This window comes from Longimonas halophila, assembly GCF_002554705.1.
Classification (GTDB): domain Bacteria; phylum Bacteroidota; class Rhodothermia; order Rhodothermales; family Salinibacteraceae; genus Longimonas; species Longimonas halophila.
On record NZ_PDEP01000008.1, the window covers coordinates 167,610 to 183,658 of the forward strand.

The following is a 16,049-nucleotide window of genomic DNA, read 5'->3' on the forward strand; positions in this document are numbered from 1 at the left end:
ACATACAGCAGGGCGCCTGCACAGTGCAGACGCCCCTGTATCCGCCTGTATGATATCGAAGACCGGTTACGCGGTGGGCGCGGCGGCCTCTACACCTGCCGATACGTGATCGGCGTACTTGGCGAAGTTTTCGGCGAACATGCGAGCCAGTTCTGCAGCTTGCTGGTCGAAAGCATCCGGATCCTCCCACGTGTTGCGCGGCTGCAAGATGGTATCGGGCACGTTCGGGACGTGCTCGGGCACGTGCATGCCAAACACGGGGTCGGGCGTGGTGGGGGCGTCGTTGAGCTGGTTCGTGAGAATCGCATCCACCATTGCACGGGTGTGCTGTAGGTCAATGCGCTCGCCCGTGCCGTACGGGCCGCCGGTCAGCCCGGTGTTGATGAGCCAGCACTGCGCGCCGTGCGTGCGGATCTTATCGCCCAGCAGTTCGGCATACTCGGCAGGATGCCGCACCATAAACGGCTCGCCAAAGCAGGTGCTGAACGTGGCTTTGGGCGCACTCACGCCCCGCTCGGTTCCGGCCACCTTGGCGGTGTAGCCCGACAGAAAGTGGAACATCGTCTGCTCAGGCGTGAGCTTCGACACGGGGGGCAGCACGCCGAATGCATCGTACGTCAGGAAGATGACATGGTCGGGGTGCCCGCCCTGCCCTGTCTCAGACGCGTTCGGGATGTAGTCGATCGGGTACGATCCGCGCGTGTTGCGGGTGATGGTGTCATCGGTAAAGTCGGGCGTGCGCGTCTCGTCCTCCAGCATCACGTTTTCGAGGATAGTGCCGAAGCGCTCGGTGGTGCTGTAGATCTCCGGCTCCTGCTCGGGCGTTAGGTCGATCATCTTGGCGTAGCAGCCGCCCTCAAAGTTAAAGACCCCGTTCTCGCTCCACCCATGTTCATCATCGCCAATGAGGGTGCGGCTGGCATCGGCCGAGAGGGTCGTTTTGCCCGTGCCCGAGAGGCCGAAGAACACGGCGGTGCTGCCATCGGGATCTTCGTTGGCGGAGCAGTGCATAGGCAGCACATTTTCGCCGGGCAGGCGATGGTTCAGCACCGAGAAGATGGACTTCTTGATCTCGCCCGCGTAATGCGTGCCGCCAATGAGCACCAGCTCTTTCTCCAGACTCACAAAAATAGCGGCCTCCGAGTTCGTGTTGTCGCGTTCCGGATCGGCTTTGAACGTGCACAGGTCGAGCACGGTAAATCCGGGCTCAAAGTCGGCGCGGTCAATTGCTGGGCGCCGCACGAACATGTTGTAGGCAAAGAGGCTGTGCCATGCCTTTTCGGTGATGATGCGCACTGGCATGGTGTACTCGGGATCGGCCCCGGCGTACAGGTCTTGCACAAAGAGCGGTTTGCCCGTGGCGTGGTCGGCCAGGCGCTCTTGCAGATGATCGAAGGTTGCGGCATCGGTAGGACGGTTAACCGCGCCCCAGTTAATTGTGTCGATGTTGGAGGCGTCGCGCACCAGGAAGCGATCTCGGGGGCTTCGTCCAGTGTAAGGATCGGTGCGCGTGCAGAGCGGCCCCTGAGCCGCAAGCTGGCCTTCGTCTTGAGCCAGCGCCATCTCATAAAGAACAGGTGGCTTCAGGTTATAGTGAATCGGGCCGGGGTCGGTGAGCCCCAGTGCGCGGAGGTGCGAGGTCACGTGGTCGGGTACGGTCATGACAGCAGCAGAGTGGCTTGATGTTGAAAACGACGGAAACGGGTCGAAATATAGCCCGCATCGTGCAATACACCTCTAAGAAAGCGCTTCCAGCCCTCTTTTGCGACAGCTACGGTTAAGTAAATGTGAATATAAACTAACGTGTGCTGCATTTGCTGTGAACATTATATGTGCGGTATTGCGGATTTAACAGACGGATGACAGGGCGCCGTCTGCGAATCCCCCGTTACGCTGAATCGTTGAGCATTCTACAACTCAGGTCTTCTTTTGCACAGCAGCGTATCGCCTCTTCGTGGTCTTTTTCTCGTTCGTGTGTGGCTCAGTGTACGGGTGGATGCGCAGCGATCCGCTCGTGGTGGCGGGCATCGCAGCAGCCCTGATTGGCAGCACCTATGTGCTAACGGGCCTTCCAGTTAGCGGGACCGTGCTCCTGGGTGTGCCTGCGGGCGTAGCGCTTGTGTATCGGTTCGACCGCACGAGCCCTGCCGCGGTCGAGGATGCTCGCACGCACGGCGCACGCCGCCGGTGGATGGATCGGCATCACGTCTATATTCGCTTTACTACTACGCTCTATGTGCTACTGGCTGTGTGGGCGTTCTGGAACCTCGCGCCCCTAACTCAGGCTGCAGCGGCTGGATTTGCGGGAATGGGCGCGCTGTACGTCTGGCCGATTCGCGGCTGGCGTTTCAAACACATCGGCTCTGCCAAGACACTGGCGGTGGCGGGTGCATGGAGCCTGGGCGTGGTGGGCCTTCCGGTTTTAGAGGGTGTGTCTACCGTTGGAGTAGCAGGCAGCATGTGGGAGGCGCTGGGCCTGGCCTGCTACCGGATGGGCTGGCTGCTGCCGAATCTCCTCTGCAGCGACTGGGCCGACCGCGCCGCCGACCACGCCGCTGGACTTGAGACGCTCCCGCAGTCCTGGAGTGTCCGACAGGTGCGCACAGTAGCAGCAAGCTGCGCCGGAGGAGCTGCGCTGGCTGCTGCCGTGCTCGCGCTGACCACGGGACGTCCCGTGTGGATGGCTGAAGCGCTCGCCGCAGCGCTGCTGGCCCTCGGGGGCGCCCGCTGCCCCGTACACCCAGGACCCACCTACCGCCTGGCGCTCGACCTGTACATGGCCGTGCCGGGCCTGATTGCGCTCTTGGCTGTGTGGGTAACAGGATAGAGTATAGATAGACAGGTGAAGGAATGGAACGCTCCATCTGCAGATTTCAATTACCTGCATTATGATTCGGCGCAGGTGGTATTACCTCACCGCACACGCCGAAACTGCTTTCCGGCGCGCTGCTCGACGACGCCCTTGAACTCCAGTTGCAACAGATGCACGAGTGCCTGCGAAGGCGGAATTCCGGTGCGGGCGCAAAGCACATCAAGGTGCACGGGCTCCCTGGTCAGGGCTTCGTAGAGCGCCTGCTCGGACGTGCTAAGCTCAGGCATCGGCTCGGGCGCTGTCGCGGCAGCCGCATTGTCGGTGTCTGTTGGAGGCGGTGGCAGTTCGGCCAAGAGGTCATCCACATCGAGGACAAGCTTGGCGTGGCCGCGCTGGATGAGCCGGTTGGTGCCCACTGAGGCGCTCTTCCCAACGGGACCCGGCACCGCAAACACCTCGCGGTTCTGCTCTACGGCCAGTCGTGCGGTGATGAGCGCGCCGCCCTTTTCGTGCGACTCGACGACAAGCGTACCCAGCGTAAGCCCGCTCACAATGCGATTGCGCTCAGGGAAGTTGGAGGCGTTGGGGTCCTCGTCGAGGGTGTACTCGGAGAGCACCGCCCCCTGATCCTCAATGCGCCGCGCCAGCCGCGTGTGCTTCTGCGGGTAGATCCGCGCGAGTCCCGAGCCCAGCACGGCAAGCGTGCGTCCGCCCTGCTTAAGCGCCGCGCGATGCGCTGCCGCGTCGATGCCAAATGCCAGTCCGCTCACGATCGTATAGCCGTGCTGCACAAGGGCCGCTGTCAGGTCGCGCGCTACGCCCTTGCCATAATCGGTGCATCGCCGCGTGCCCACCACGGCCAGGGCATGGGTGTCGGTGGGATGCAGCGCCCCGCGTATCCACAAGCAGGGCGGTGGATCGTAGGTGTGGCGCAGACGCTCGGGATAGTCGGTATCCCAGAGGGTGCAGAGGTCCACGTCCATCTTATCAGCACGGGCAAACTGCCGGTCGACGGCGGTGTGATCGTCGAACGTGCGGATAGCCTCGGCTGTGCGGGGCCCGATGCCGGGCACCTGTGTGAGCACCGATTTTGACGCGTGAAATACCGCGCTGGGCCGCTTGAGGTGTCCGATGAGCGTGCGGGCGCGGCTCCAGCCGACATTCGGAACCAGCATGAGCGCAACCAGAGCGCGGCGTTCGGTGTCAGAGTCAACGTCGGGGGCGGTGGGGTCGGCATCGAAGAGCGTCATGAAGAGGTAACCTCGGCCGCAGTGCGGCGCTTCTCGGTATCAACAGCGTTGAACAGGCGGCGTTTGAGGGGCCCCAGCCCGATCTGTGCGACGGCACTAATGGGCAGCAGCTCTACGTCGGGCGGGAAGTGTTCGGCCACCACATCAGGAAGCAGCGAGCGCTCTTCGGGCGGGAGCAGGTCGATCTTCGAGAGCGCAACAAAGCGTGGCTTATCAAGCTGAGCAGCGTCGTATTCGCGCAATTCGTGTAGCAACTGATCGTACGTCGCGCCCAAATCGGTCGCGGTGATCGGAATCACGAAGAGCAGCACAGCGGTGCGCTCAATGTGGCGCAGGAACTGCAGCCCAAGTCCGCGTCCCTCATGTGCGTCTTCGATGATGCCCGGCAGATCCGCCATAACAAACGAGGTGTACTCGTTCACGTAGACCATGCCAAGCGAGGGCGTGAGCGTGGTGAACGGATAGTTGGCCACCTCGGGCTTCGCCGCCGAAATCGACGACACGAGCGTGCTCTTGCCCGCATTCGGAAAGCCCACCAGTCCCACATCAGCCAAGAGCTTCAGCTCCAGCGCAATCTCCTTCTCCTCGCCATCCTCGCCGGGCTGGGCATGGCGAGGCGTCTGGTTGGTCGACGACTTAAAGAAGGTATTGCCCTTACCGCCGCGTCCGCCTTCGGCGATGCAGAGACGATCGCCCGGCTCCACCACTTCGCCGATGATTGCGTCGGTGGTGTTGTTGCGGATGACGGTGCCGGGGGGCACGCGCAGCACGACGTCTTCGCCATCCTTGCCGGTCTTGTTGTGACTGCCGCCGGGGTCGCCATCCCCAGCTTCGTGCAAGGTGTTGTAGCGTAGATCCATGAGCGTGTAGAGGTGTGGATCGGCTTCGATGTAGACCGATCCCCCTGCGCCGCCGTTGCCGCCGGCCGGGCCGCCCTTGGGCACAAACTTCTCGCGCCGGAACGACACCAGGCCACGCCCGCCGTCGCCGCTGCGTACCGTAATGACTACGTGATCAACAAATTTCATGGTAGGGGCCTCTCACACTCAAGAACATCGAACTGGCACCCGGTCTGCTGTGCAGTAGACCGGCGCACCGTGCAAACATAACGTGGCAGAGGCAACGCGGTGCCTGCCGGCGACGTTGGGGCCGAAGGAACGTGACTGCGCAACGACCGGTGTGCTCAATAGTTTTCACGGGCGATTGACGGCGGTGCACTGCATCCATGCCTTGTTTCCCCATAGCTTACGTGGCTGTGGGTTCAACGGATGCGATGCCGCGGAGCCCGCTCGCACATTTGTTTTGCTTCCCTTGGGTACTCTTTTGACGATGGACACTGTAATTGTCTACACCGACGGCGCATGCAGCGGCAATCCCGGTCCGGGCGGATGGGGCGCTTTGCTAATGCCCGAGGGCGATCGCGACGACGCCACGCAGCTTACGGGTGGCGCACCTCAGACCACCAACAACCGCATGGAACTGACGGCGGCGCTCAAAGCACTTGAATCGCTCGACGAGCCGACGACGGTCAAGCTCCACACCGATAGCGCGTACGTGTCGCGGGCCTTCAACGACGGCTGGCTTGCCAACTGGAAGCAAAACGGCTGGCGCACCTCCTCCAAGAAGCCGGTCAAAAACAAGGACCTGTGGCAGGCCCTGGATGCGCAGAACGAGCGTCACGACGTGAAATGGATCTGGGTGAAGGGCCATGCCGACAACGTGCACAACAACTACGTCGATTCGCTGGCGGTAACGGCGATGGAGGATTATAAGTAGCGGTATCAGTGCTCCAGGTAGATTCCCAGCGTTGCTGGTAAAAGCAGTAGGGACGCAGCGCGCTGCGTCCCTACAAGAGGTATGGAGCCATGAACGAAGTTGACGCTTAGCTCTTCTTGGCGTTAATCAGTTCCACCGCCTCTTCCATCGTAATGTCTTCGATGGTCTGGTCGTCCCCGAGCGAGGCGTTGGTGCCGCTGTGCTTCACGTAGGGTCCGTAGCGTCCGTCCCACACCTCAATCGTCTTGCCGGTTTCGGGATGCTCGCCGAGCACGCGCTGCGGCTTGTTCTTCGCCTCTTTCTTCTCGATGAGCTCCATTGCGCGCTCCAGATCGACCGTGAGCACGTCATCGCTCTTTTTGAGGGAGGCGTAGGTGTCTTTGGCGCCGGATTTGGTGTGGCGCACAAACGGACCGTAGCGTCCAATCCCGGCCTCAATGGGATTGCCGGTTTCTGGGTGTTCGCCCAACTCACGCGGCAGGTTCATGATCTTGAGCCCCAGTTCGAAGTCCACTTCGGCAGGGTCTACGCCGGGCGGCAGCGACACGCGCTTCGGTTTGCCGGGCTGGTCGTCTTCGCCCAACTGCATGTACGGACCGTACGGGCCTGACTTTAGCAGCACGGGCATGTCGGCATCGGGGTGAACGCCGAGCACGCGGTCGCCTTTGTTGGCTTCTTCCAAAATATCTTTGAGCTTCTGGCGGGTGGTGTCGCCCGGAGAAAGGTCTTCCGGCAGCGAGGCGGTGACGGTGTCTTCGGAGTCGTCGCTCTCATCGAGCGGGCCTTCCACATACGGGCCGTACTTGCCAACGCGCACCACATACGGATCCCACTGCTCAGGAAAGTCGATGGTCGAGATGGCACGCGGGTCGATCGTCTCCTGGCCGTCTTCGACGCGCGGCTGTACGCCGCCTTCGCCCAGGAAAAAGTCGCGCAGGTAGGGCTCTGGATCTTTCTCGCCGGTAGCGATGTGATCGAGGATCTCTTCCATCTCGGCGGTAAAGTGCACATCCACCAGCGGGTTGAACTGCGCCTCCATCAGGTTATTCGTGGCAAATGCGGTGAACGTAGGCACGAGCGCACTGCCCTCTTTGCGCACGTAGCCGCGGCGCTGAATGGTGCTAATAATGGAGGCATAGGTCGAGGGCCGCCCAATGCCTTCCTCTTCGAGCATCTTCACGAGCGAGGCCTCGGTGTAGCGCGAGGGCGGCTTGGTTTCGTGGCCCACCGGCTCCAGCGCCTGCACGTTCAGCCCGTCGTCGTCGGTGCGGGCGGGTACGGATTCGTCGCCCACCGACAGATCGGGTAGCGGGCGCTCGCGGTCTTCGAGGTCGGCTTCGGGGTCATCGCTGCCTTCGACGTAGGCGCGCAGGAAGCCGGGAAACAGAATGGTCTTGCCCGAGGCGCGGAAGCGGGCTACGTCTTCGCTGCCTGCGTCGATGTACACATTCGTGTACTGAATGCGCGAATCGGCCATCTGCGTGGCCACGGTGCGCTCCCAGATGAGGTCGTACAGCCGTTTCTGTTGGCCCGACAGCCTAATCTCGTCGCTCGTCTTCATGGCGTTGCCTGCGGGACGAATGGCCTCGTGGGCTTCTTGGGCGCTGTCGGACGAGGTGTACGTGCGGACGCTGTCGCTCAGGTAGTCGCTTCCGTAGCGCGTTTCAATGGAGGAGCGGCTGGCGGCAATGGCCTCCTTCGACAGATTCTTCGAGTCGGTACGCATGTACGTGATGTGACCGTTCTCGTACAGCTTCTGCGCCACGCGCATCGTGCGGTTGGCCGTGAAGCCGAGCTTGCGGCTGGCTTCCTGCTGCAAGGTGGAGGTGATAAACGGCGGCGGCGGGTTTTTCGTGCGGGTGCGGGTCTTCACATCCGCTACGCGCCACGGCTCGGTGGGCAGCGTGTCGGCGAGAGCGGTAGCCTGGTCCTCCGAAAGCAAGAGCACGTCCTTGCCTTCTTCGAGGTCGTCTTTCAGGCGCCCCGTGTCCTGATCAAAGTCGCGGCCCTGCGCCAGGCGCACGTCGTTCAGATGCGTCATGTCGGCATCGAACGGAATGCCCGCTTTGGCGAGCTGCGCTTTCAGGTCCCAGTAGGTGGCTGGCATGAAGGTGATGCGCTCCTTCTCGCGCATCACCAACAGGCGTACGGCCACGCTTTGCACGCGTCCGGCCGAGAGCTTCGGCTTAATTTTGCGCCACAGGAGCGGCGAGATGGTGTAGCCCACCAGACGGTCGAGGATGCGGCGGGTTTGCTGGGCCTCGACCAGATCTTCGTCGATATCGCGCGTGTTTTCGAGCGCGGCTTCAATGGCTTCTTGCGTAATCTCGTGGAAGACCATGCGCCGTACCGGCACATCCGGCTTCAGGACCTCCAGCAGGTGCCAGCCGATCGACTCGCCTTCGCGGTCTTCATCGGTGGCGATGTAGAGCTCATCGGCCTCGTCGAGCGCCTTTTGCAGTTGCTTGACGACATCGCGCTTCTTTTTGGAGACGACGTAGAGCGGCTCGAATCCGTTGTCGACGCGCACCCCCAGCCGCGACCACTCCTCGTCTTTGTACTCGGCTGGAATCTCGGAGGCCGAGGCCGGCAAGTCACGGATGTGGCCCATGCTGGCCTCGATTTGATACCCGCTTCGGGGCAGAAAATTACGGATGGTGCGGGCCTTGGTGGGCGACTCAACGACAACTAATCGCTTCATGAAGCGTGGGGAAAGTCAGACTCGATACGGTGCATAAATTGCGTTCTGTGCACGCCGCGGCAACTTCAAGCGTTCCGGGGGCATACGTTAACGTCTTGTTTGGAGCCGCTGCGTTACGCGCAACAGGCCATAGACCTGCCTCCCATACACCAACGCCCCCTTGCGCACCAAAAAGTAGGCGGACAAGGGGGCGCGGCGTTGCACAGGCACGTGTTGGAGCGCCGTGCGGCTACAGTTTCAAGGCAGCTACGCCGTTATGCGTGTGCCTTTTCCACTTCGGTTTCTGCTTCAGCAGAAGCCTCCACTTCAGCATCGGCAAAGCCCAACTCAAGCGAGTCTTCGCCCAAGAAGTGGTCGATGTGGTGGGCGCGATCTTCAGCTTTAGTCAGCACTTTTTCAAGCTGGCGCTTGGTGCCGTGGTCGCCGTGCTCCAGGGCCACGTCAATGCTTTCGCGAACCAGCTTCGAGAGCGTGGCCTCGGCGCGCAGGTCATGCTTCAGCATGTCGCGCAGGCGGTACGTGCCTTCTGGCTCGTGTGTTACATGTGAGAGGGCCGACTGGTTGGTGGGAGCACACGTCGGGATGCCGCCCAGCGCTGTGATGCGCTCCGCGATGCGATCAATGTACTTGTGGAGCTCGGTGTAGTGCTCCTCAAAGAACAGATGCAGATCGCGGAACTGCGGGCCTTCCACGAGCCAGTGATGCTTGTGGTACTGATGGTACATGCTCCACATGGTCGACTGAATCTCGTCGAGCTTCGGAAGCAGCGCTTCTACGGCCTCGTCCGAGATCTCAACCGGGTTTTCTTCAATCATCTGTTGCGGGCGCCACGGCTCGGCGTATTCTTCTTTACGGTCGTCAGCGGTTACAGGGGTCGATTTATCCATAGCGGTTGGCGTGTCTTGATGAGAGGAATGTGTACGCTCGGTGCGCTCTGGAGCGAGGGCCTGCGGTCGTGCGCGGCTGTTTTTCTGGTCCTGTGGATCCGTATCAGTGTGACCCGTCCCAGTGTGCAGCAGGAGCAGCACGCGCCGCGCGGCGCATGGAGCTTGGGCCCTGTCATGTTGTGTTGTACTATATGTACAAACGGGGTGCCAGGACCCCGGTGTTAGAGGGTCGTAACACCGACTTGCGAGTTCGTAACACCCCTGGTGCGTGTAGCTTCTAAAGGACGCCTGTGGCGCGAAAAGTTGATCGCAATTCAGGAAGCCGAGCCGTATGTTACAGGCACATCTGTTATTCTGTCGGACCAACCTGCCAATTTACGTATGCTATTTCGTCTGATACGCTCAACCGTAGCCTGGGGATGCGCAGGTGCTGCCGGAGCGGCTACGGCTTACTACCTTACCGAGGCGGCTCGTGGCACCACACGCGGCGCGCCTGGATACACGAAAGCACTCTCTACACTGGGTAAACGCACCGGTGGGTCGATGCGCGAGGGCATGCTGCTGCTGGGAGCCACAGCGGCGGTGAGTGGAGTGCTCGCGTATCGCATTATCGCGCCATCGGCACCTGCGAACAATGATGGGGATGCATCGGGTTCTGCAGATGCAAATGCTGATTCTGCGTCCGAAGAGCATGCCTCAGAATCCTGAGGAGCTGCTCTGTAACCGGACGATGCTGTCGCATACCCCTAAAATCTCCTTGAAACAGAAAACCGAGACGCTACCCATGTGGGGAAGCGTCTCGGCCGTTTCCTCTCCAGTCGAATGTGCAGGTGGAAGCGTGCTGTCTACGCAAACGCGTTCAGTCCCGTAAGGTCCTGGCCGACGACGAGCGTGTGCACTTCGTGCGTGCCTTCGTAGGTGATGACCGATTCGAGGTTGGCCATGTGGCGCATGACGGGGTAGCGGCTCGTTACGCCATCGCCGCCGAGCACTTGGCGGGCCGAGCGGGCGACCTCAAGTGCCATCTCGCAGTTGTTGCGCTTGGCCATCGATACCTGCTGGGGACGCATGGTGCCTTCGTCTTTGAGCGTGGCCAGGCGCCAGTTCATAAGCTGTGCGCTGGTGATGGATTGCGCCATCTCTACGAGCCGCTCCTGCACCAGCTGAAACTGCCCGATGGGCTTGCCGAACTGGGTGCGGTTGGTGGCGTGCTGACGGGCGGCGTCGAAGCAGGCCTGGGCGGCTCCCACCACGCCCCACGCAATGCCAAAACGCGCCTGAGTGAGGCACGACAGCGGCGCGCCGAGCCCTTTGGCTTCAGGCAGGCGGTTACTGGCCGGGATCTTAACGTCGTTCAAGATGACCTCGGAGGTTACCGCCGCGCGCAGTGACCAGGTGTCGTCAATCGGCGGCGTTTCGACGCCGGGGCGGTCGAGCTCCACCAAGAAGCCGCGCACCACATCGTCTTCGTCTTTGGCCCAGATTACAGCGACATCGCCAATGGAGGCGTTTGTGGACCAGCGTTTGTGGCCGTTCAGCACGTAGTGGTCGCCGTCTTTTACAGCGCGGGTTTCCATGCCGCCGGGATTGGAGCCGTGGTTGGGTTCGGTCAGCCCAAAGCAGCCGATCTTTTCGGCCTGGGCCAGCGCGGGCAACCACTGCTGCTTCTGCGCCTCGCTGCCGTACCGCCAGATGGGATACATGACGAGCGAGCCCATCACCGAACAGAACGAGCGCAGTCCCGAATCGCAGCGCTCCACCTCCTGCATCATCAGGCCATACACGACGTTGCTGTGTCCGCCGCCGCCATATTCGGTGGGCAAGTGGGGGCCGATCAGGCCGAGCCGGGCGAATTCCGGAATCAGGTGCTGGGGGAAGGTACGGTCGTGCGCGTGCGATTCAATGATGGGCTCAACTTCGTTGGTGATGAACGCACGCACCGCGTCGCGCTGCTCGCGCGCCTCCTCAGAGAAGAGGCCGTTCACGTCCAGGAAATCGACCGGGTCGAAGTCGGCAGCACGGTAGGTACTGCTCTCCGAAATGTCGGGGGCGGCGGACGCCTCGGGGGGAGCGGGGGCGTTGGCTGTGGAGGCAGAAGAAGGCATACAGTAGAGCAGTTCATGAATGGATGTAGAACACACACCGGCCGCCAGTCAGTCGGGGACGCAAGTCGGGCCCGCGCACCACGCGGATGAACTACCGCCCGGCGCGGAGCATATACGCGGCAGCCGATGCTCGCTGACAGCATAACGGCGCTAATTAGTAAACCCTTACCACTTCACGAAGTTTGCCCGCTATGATTGGACTCCGTCGCTGGACCCAGACAGCTTTGCTCCTTGCTTTCGTAGGCCTGCTCTGCGCCCCCTCAGATCTTCATGCACAGGAGCGCCCGCGTGTGGGGATTGGGTTCAACTCACTGATTAGTACCGACGACGGGTTTGGGCCGGGCCTTCGGATGCGCGTCTCCTCGCCCATCAACAGCGATGTGTCGGTGGCTATCGGGTCCGGGTTTACCGGATACGTCTTGGGCGGACGCGATGAGGCGTCGTATGCGGTTGACCCACAGGTGTCGCTCATTGTAACGCGCACCGACACGCCCACGCAGGGCACGTATTTCATGGGCGGTGCGGGGGCGTACCTTCCCATCAATACGGAAGACAGCAAGGCGGCTCCTACCATTCACCTGGGCGTGGGGCGCGTATGGCTTTTGCAGGAGACCTCGCTGTTCGCAGAGTTCGACCCGGCCCTGGCCATTGGGGAGACCGCCGCGGCCGGACTCTTCTCATTCCGCTTCGGTGTGATCTTTTAAGTTGAGGTCCTCGACCCGTTGCTGCGTCTGGAGAGGAAGCTCTACACCGTTGCCATGATAGACTCGGCCCGCTTGGAGCGCTTTTCGGAGCGTGCGGGGGCGCGCTCCGGATCGGCATGCTTGGTGATGTAGTGATCAATGTACGCGGCGGCCACCTCGGCCTCCTCATCGGCGCTGCACAGGTAGTATTCCTGCTTGTACGGCTTTTGCCATTGGCTTGGGAAGAACAGCGTGCGGTACTGTGGAGTCGAGAGCCCAAGCACGTCGCCGGCTTCATTCCACAGGCCGCCGCCAGTATGAAAGCCGCCGTGCAGCAGCAGCTCGCGCTCGGTGTACGTACCCGATTCGAGCAGCACATGCCCGGCAATGCAGCACCTGAAGCCACGCGGCGTAGCGCCGCCGGTCAGCACGGCCTGCTCGTTATGAGCAAACGCCCACTGCGCCAGACAGAAGCGTTCAGGGCGATATACAATGGTGCGTCGTACAGTCTCCAGCAGTTGAACGTTCATAGACGTTGGGGAAACAGGTGAACGGAGTTGAAGCGTCCCGCCTGCACAAGCGGCAGGACGCGATCGATTGTTAAGCGCTAACGCTCGTACGGCGCGGTCGTTCGCGTGCGGTTGGCAGACGGTACCCAGTGGTTTACTTAACCCCCTGACTCATCGTCATCATGCGTTCGATGGGCACCAGCGCCTGTTCGCGTACGGAGGCGTCCATCGTGACTTCAGGCGCCTCGTGCTCCAGGCACAGGTACAGCTTCTCGATGGTGTTGAGCCGCATGTGGGGGCACTGGCTGCAGTTGCATCCGCTTTCGGGCGGAGCGGGAATCAGCGTGTTGCCCGGATTATCCTTGCGCATCTGATGCAGAATACCCTCTTCAGTGGCTACGATGAATGTAGCCGGGCCGTTGTCGCGGGCGTAGCGGCGGATCTGACTGGTGGAGCCTACGAAGTCGGCGTGCTGCAAGACGGCATCGCGGCATTCGGGGTGCGCCAAGATCTCGGCCTCGGGGTGCTCAGCCGCCCGGCGCAGGAGTTTGCGCTCGCTGAAGGTTTCGTGCACAATGCAGACGCCATCCCAGAGCACCATGTCGCGCCCGGTTTCGCGCATCAGGTACGCGCCCAGATTGCGGTCCGGGGCAAACAGAATCTTCTCGTCTTCAGGCAGCTGCTCAATGATATGCGCCGCGCTCGACGATGTGCAGATGATGTCGCTAAGCGCTTTCACTGCCGCCGAACTGTTCACATACGTGATGACCGTGTGGTCGGGGTGCTCGTTGCAGAACGCCTCAAACGCATCGGGCGGACACGTATCGGCGAGTGAGCAGCCCGCATTCAGGTCGGGCAGCAGTACCTTTTTTTCGGGATTCAGAATCTTCGCGGTTTCAGCCATAAAGTGAACGCCGGCGAAGACAATGATCTCGGCGTCGGTGTTGGCCGCCTCACGCGCCAGGCCCAGCGAGTCGCCCACAAAGTCGGCCATCTCCTGAATCGCAGCTTCCTGGTAATAGTGCGCCAGCAGCAGTGCGTTCTTCTCTGATTTTAAGCGGTTGATTTCGGCGTGTAGATCGAGAGAGGCGTCAACCGATGCATCCACAAAGCCAAGCGTGGGGTCAACAGAGGCGGGTGTGGCAGCAGTAGAAGCAGGCATGAGACGAAGCAGGTGGTGGAAGGGGCAACGACTGGTGCGCGTTAAGCCGCGTGCTCGTCGAGCGAGATCGGGTGCAGTTGTCCATGTTCGAGGCGAAGCACGCGGTCGGCCACAGCAGCCAGGGCAGGTGTATGTGTTACAAGCACGAACGTCTGTCCAGTTTCGCGCCGCAGCGTTTCGATTTCGTCGTGGATGGGGGCAGCGGTTCGCGCGTCCAGGTTGCCGGTGGGCTCGTCCAGCAGCACCAGTTCGGGCTCGTTCATGAGCGCGCGGGCGATAGCTACGCGCTGCTTCTCGCCGCCCGACAGCGTAGACGGCGACTGTCCGGCCCGGTCGGCGAGTTCGAGCAGGTCGAGTAGCGCTTGGGCACGGTCGTTCGCCTTGTGTTGGGACTGGCCCTGGATGCGGGCGGGCATGGTCACGTTTTCGAGGGCGCTGAACTCGGGCAGTAGATGATGAAACTGAAAGACAAACCCGATGGTCTGGTTGCGAAAGGTGGAGAGCGTCTCATCGTCCATGGCAAACACATCGCGCTCGCCAATGCGCACGGTGCCACGGGTAGGCCGGTCAAGGCCGCCCAGGATATGCAACAGCGTGCTCTTACCAGATCCGCTCTCGCCCATTACCGCAACAATCTCGCCGGGCGCCACCTGCATGCTCAAGTCGTCGAGCACGGTAAGTGCCTGCGGCGTATCGGCCCCAAAGGTTTTGGTAAGACCGGAAACGTCGACCAGGGGAGCGTTGGGCATAAGCAAACGTGAAAGGGAAAGCGGCTACTCGTCGCGTTCGATGCCGTACTTGTTGAGCTTGTTGTAGAGATGCGATCGTTGGATGCCGATGGTCTCGGCGGTTTGGCTCACGTTCCAGTCGTGCTCGTCGAGTTTGTGTTCGATGAACAGCTTCTCGAACTGATCGCGCGCATCGCTAAACGCATCGTAGGTGTGGATGAGGTCGTAGGTTGGGCCGCTGCTTGAGGTTTGCGGGCCCATGCAGCGCTGCACATCGTCGGCACCCACGGTGTCGCCATCTGTCAAAATAAGGATGCGTTCCAGCACGTTGTGCAGCTCGCGCACGTTGCCGCGCCACTCGTAGCGTTGCAGTGCCTTCAGGGCATCGTCCGATAATGTCTTTGGGGGGATGCCATTGCGTCGCGCCAGCCGATCGGCCATGTGCTCGGTGATGAGCGGGATGTCGCCTCGCCGCTCGCGCAGAGGAGGTACATCAATGAGGATGACACCGATGCGATGATACAGATCTTCGCGGAAGTCGCCGTCCTCGATCTCCTGCTGTAAATTCTTGTTCGTGGCGGCAATGACCCGCACATCCACCTCAACGGTACGGCTTCCGCCCACTCGCTGAATCTTGTGCTCCTGCAGCACGCGTAGCACCTTGGCCTGCGCCGAGAGGCTCATGTCGCCGATCTCGTCCAGGAAGAGCGTGCCGCCATGGGCTTGCTCAAACTTGCCGATGCGCTGCTGTGTGGCTCCGGTGAAGGCGCCTTTCTCGTGCCCGAAGAGCTCGCTTTCGATGAGTTCGCTGGGAATGGCCGCGCAGTTGACCTCGACCATCGGCTCGTCGCGGCGGTTGGATTTGCGGTGCACCCAGCGCGCTACGAGTTCTTTGCCGGTGCCGTTTTCGCCGGTGATGAGCACGCGGGCCTCAGTGGGGGCCACCCGCTCAATGGTCTCCTTGATATCGGTGATGGCTGCGCTCTCGCCCACGATGGGCGTAAGATCGCCCGTGTTCGTTTCGGTGATGGTCTGGCGCATGCGGCGGTTTTCCGTCTCCAGCTCGCCGCGATCGAGCGCGTTGCGCACCGTAAGCAACAGCCGGTTCAGGTCCGGCGGTTTCTCGATAAAGTCGTACGCGCCGAGCTTGGTAGCTTCCACAGCGGTTTCGACAGTGCCATGCCCGCTAATCATCACCACGGGTAGGTCGGGACGGTCGGCGCTCAGCGATTCGAGCACCTCCATCCCATCGCGCTTGGGCATTTTGACGTCGAGCAGCACCAGGTCGTACGTGCTATCGTGCACCATATCGAGCGCTTCCTCGCCATCGGAGGCCGCGTCGACGGCGTAATCCTCATATTCCAGAATTTCGCGCAGGGTACGTCGGATGCTGGCCTCGTCGTCAACTACGAGAATGGTAGCCATGAGCACAGGTC

14 protein-coding genes are annotated in these 16,049 nt (G+C 61.5%); 4 read left to right on the forward strand and 10 right to left on the reverse strand.

Features of this window, described 5'->3' with window-relative positions; translation table 11 throughout:
• Window positions 1-66: 66 nt before the first annotated feature.
• Window positions 67-1,662, reverse strand: a complete 1,596-nt coding sequence (pckA, locus tag CRI93_RS09950; protein ID WP_098062486.1) for a phosphoenolpyruvate carboxykinase (ATP) — start codon at window positions 1,660-1,662, stop codon at window positions 67-69.
• A gap of 292 nt (window positions 1,663-1,954) precedes the next feature.
• Between pckA and CRI93_RS09955 the strand changes: the two genes are divergently transcribed.
• Window positions 1,955-2,827 carry a UbiA prenyltransferase family protein gene (locus tag CRI93_RS09955; RefSeq protein WP_141491657.1) on the forward strand — a complete coding sequence of 291 codons (873 nt, stop codon included), beginning with the start codon at window positions 1,955-1,957 and terminating at the stop codon, window positions 2,825-2,827.
• Between the two features lie 86 nt (window positions 2,828-2,913).
• Here CRI93_RS09955 and dprA read toward each other — a convergent pair whose 3' ends face one another.
• Together dprA and obgE are read right to left on the reverse strand one after the other, a co-directional pair.
• Window positions 2,914-4,062 carry a DNA-processing protein DprA gene (dprA, locus tag CRI93_RS09960; protein ID WP_098062488.1) on the reverse strand — a complete coding sequence of 383 codons (1,149 nt, stop codon included), beginning with the start codon at window positions 4,060-4,062 and terminating at the stop codon, window positions 2,914-2,916.
• A complete protein-coding gene (gene obgE, locus CRI93_RS09965; RefSeq protein WP_098062489.1) occupies window positions 4,059-5,090 on the reverse strand; it encodes a GTPase ObgE in 1,032 nt (343 codons plus the stop codon). Before obgE ends, dprA begins: the two co-directional genes overlap by 4 nt.
• 301 nt (window positions 5,091-5,391) lie before the next feature.
• Here obgE and rnhA point away from each other — a divergent pair, with 301 nt between their 5' ends.
• The gene (gene rnhA, locus CRI93_RS09970) at window positions 5,392-5,838 is read left to right on the forward strand and encodes a ribonuclease HI (RefSeq protein WP_098062490.1); all 447 of its coding nucleotides are present in this window, start codon (window positions 5,392-5,394) and stop codon (window positions 5,836-5,838) included.
• A gap of 106 nt (window positions 5,839-5,944) precedes the next feature.
• On the opposite strand, the gene topA is transcribed toward rnhA, so the two are convergent.
• Window positions 5,945-8,539, reverse strand: a complete 2,595-nt coding sequence (gene topA, locus CRI93_RS09975; protein ID WP_098062491.1) for a type I DNA topoisomerase — start codon at window positions 8,537-8,539, stop codon at window positions 5,945-5,947.
• Window positions 8,540-8,793: 254 nt separating this feature from the next.
• The gene (locus CRI93_RS09980) at window positions 8,794-9,426 is read right to left on the reverse strand and encodes a Dps family protein (protein ID WP_245850447.1); all 633 of its coding nucleotides are present in this window, start codon (window positions 9,424-9,426) and stop codon (window positions 8,794-8,796) included.
• Window positions 9,427-9,807: 381 nt separating this feature from the next.
• Between CRI93_RS09980 and CRI93_RS09985 the strand changes: the two genes are divergently transcribed.
• Complete coding sequence (locus CRI93_RS09985) at window positions 9,808-10,134, forward strand: hypothetical protein (RefSeq protein WP_098062492.1); 327 nt, start codon at window positions 9,808-9,810, stop codon at window positions 10,132-10,134.
• A gap of 137 nt (window positions 10,135-10,271) precedes the next feature.
• Here CRI93_RS09985 and CRI93_RS09990 read toward each other — a convergent pair whose 3' ends face one another.
• Window positions 10,272-11,531: an acyl-CoA dehydrogenase family protein gene (locus CRI93_RS09990; protein ID WP_098062493.1), complete on the reverse strand. Its 1,260-nt coding sequence runs from the start codon at window positions 11,529-11,531 to the stop codon at window positions 10,272-10,274.
• Window positions 11,532-11,722: 191 nt separating this feature from the next.
• On the opposite strand from CRI93_RS09990, the gene CRI93_RS09995 reads away from it, so the two are divergent.
• Window positions 11,723-12,235 carry a hypothetical protein gene (locus CRI93_RS09995; RefSeq protein WP_141491658.1) on the forward strand — a complete coding sequence of 171 codons (513 nt, stop codon included), beginning with the start codon at window positions 11,723-11,725 and terminating at the stop codon, window positions 12,233-12,235.
• A gap of 41 nt (window positions 12,236-12,276) precedes the next feature.
• On the opposite strand, the gene CRI93_RS10000 is transcribed toward CRI93_RS09995, so the two are convergent.
• From CRI93_RS10000 to CRI93_RS10015, 4 genes are all read right to left on the reverse strand, one after another.
• Entirely contained in the window at window positions 12,277-12,744 is a 468-nt protein-coding gene (locus CRI93_RS10000; protein WP_098062495.1) for a hypothetical protein, read from the reverse strand.
• 133 nt (window positions 12,745-12,877) lie between these two features.
• On the reverse strand, window positions 12,878-13,885 hold the full coding sequence (gene nadA, locus CRI93_RS10005; RefSeq protein ID WP_098062496.1) for a quinolinate synthase NadA: 1,008 nt from the start codon (window positions 13,883-13,885) through the stop codon (window positions 12,878-12,880).
• Window positions 13,886-13,926: 41 nt separating this feature from the next.
• Entirely contained in the window at window positions 13,927-14,634 is a 708-nt protein-coding gene (locus CRI93_RS10010; protein WP_098062497.1) for an ABC transporter ATP-binding protein, read from the reverse strand.
• 24 nt (window positions 14,635-14,658) lie between these two features.
• A complete protein-coding gene (locus CRI93_RS10015) occupies window positions 14,659-16,038 on the reverse strand; it encodes a sigma-54-dependent transcriptional regulator (protein WP_098062498.1) in 1,380 nt (459 codons plus the stop codon).
• Window positions 16,039-16,049 lie beyond the last annotated feature (11 nt).

What these genes read in the sequence shown, in the direction of transcription:
- CRI93_RS10000 (WP_098062495.1), bottom strand. Translation starts at nt 12,744, where the DNA reads ATGAACGTTCAACTGCTGGAGACTGTACGACGCACCATTGTATATCGC.
- rnhA (WP_098062490.1), top strand. Translation starts at nt 5,392, where the DNA reads ATGGACACTGTAATTGTCTACACCGACGGCGCATGCAGCGGCAATCCC.
- obgE (WP_098062489.1), bottom strand. Translation starts at nt 5,090, where the DNA reads ATGAAATTTGTTGATCACGTAGTCATTACGGTACGCAGCGGCGACGGC.
- dprA (WP_098062488.1), bottom strand. Translation starts at nt 4,062, where the DNA reads ATGACGCTCTTCGATGCCGACCCCACCGCCCCCGACGTTGACTCTGAC.
- CRI93_RS09995 (WP_141491658.1), top strand. Translation starts at nt 11,723, where the DNA reads ATGATTGGACTCCGTCGCTGGACCCAGACAGCTTTGCTCCTTGCTTTC.
- CRI93_RS10015 (WP_098062498.1), bottom strand. Translation starts at nt 16,038, where the DNA reads ATGGCTACCATTCTCGTAGTTGACGACGAGGCCAGCATCCGACGTACC.
- topA (WP_098062491.1), bottom strand. Translation starts at nt 8,539, where the DNA reads ATGAAGCGATTAGTTGTCGTTGAGTCGCCCACCAAGGCCCGCACCATC.
- nadA (WP_098062496.1), bottom strand. Translation starts at nt 13,885, where the DNA reads ATGCCTGCTTCTACTGCTGCCACACCCGCCTCTGTTGACCCCACGCTT.
- pckA (WP_098062486.1), bottom strand. Translation starts at nt 1,662, where the DNA reads ATGACCGTACCCGACCACGTGACCTCGCACCTCCGCGCACTGGGGCTC.
- CRI93_RS10010 (WP_098062497.1), bottom strand. Translation starts at nt 14,634, where the DNA reads ATGCCCAACGCTCCCCTGGTCGACGTTTCCGGTCTTACCAAAACCTTT.
- CRI93_RS09990 (WP_098062493.1), bottom strand. Translation starts at nt 11,531, where the DNA reads ATGCCTTCTTCTGCCTCCACAGCCAACGCCCCCGCTCCCCCCGAGGCG.
- CRI93_RS09980 (WP_245850447.1), bottom strand. Translation starts at nt 9,426, where the DNA reads ATGGATAAATCGACCCCTGTAACCGCTGACGACCGTAAAGAAGAATAC.
- CRI93_RS09985 (WP_098062492.1), top strand. Translation starts at nt 9,808, where the DNA reads ATGCTATTTCGTCTGATACGCTCAACCGTAGCCTGGGGATGCGCAGGT.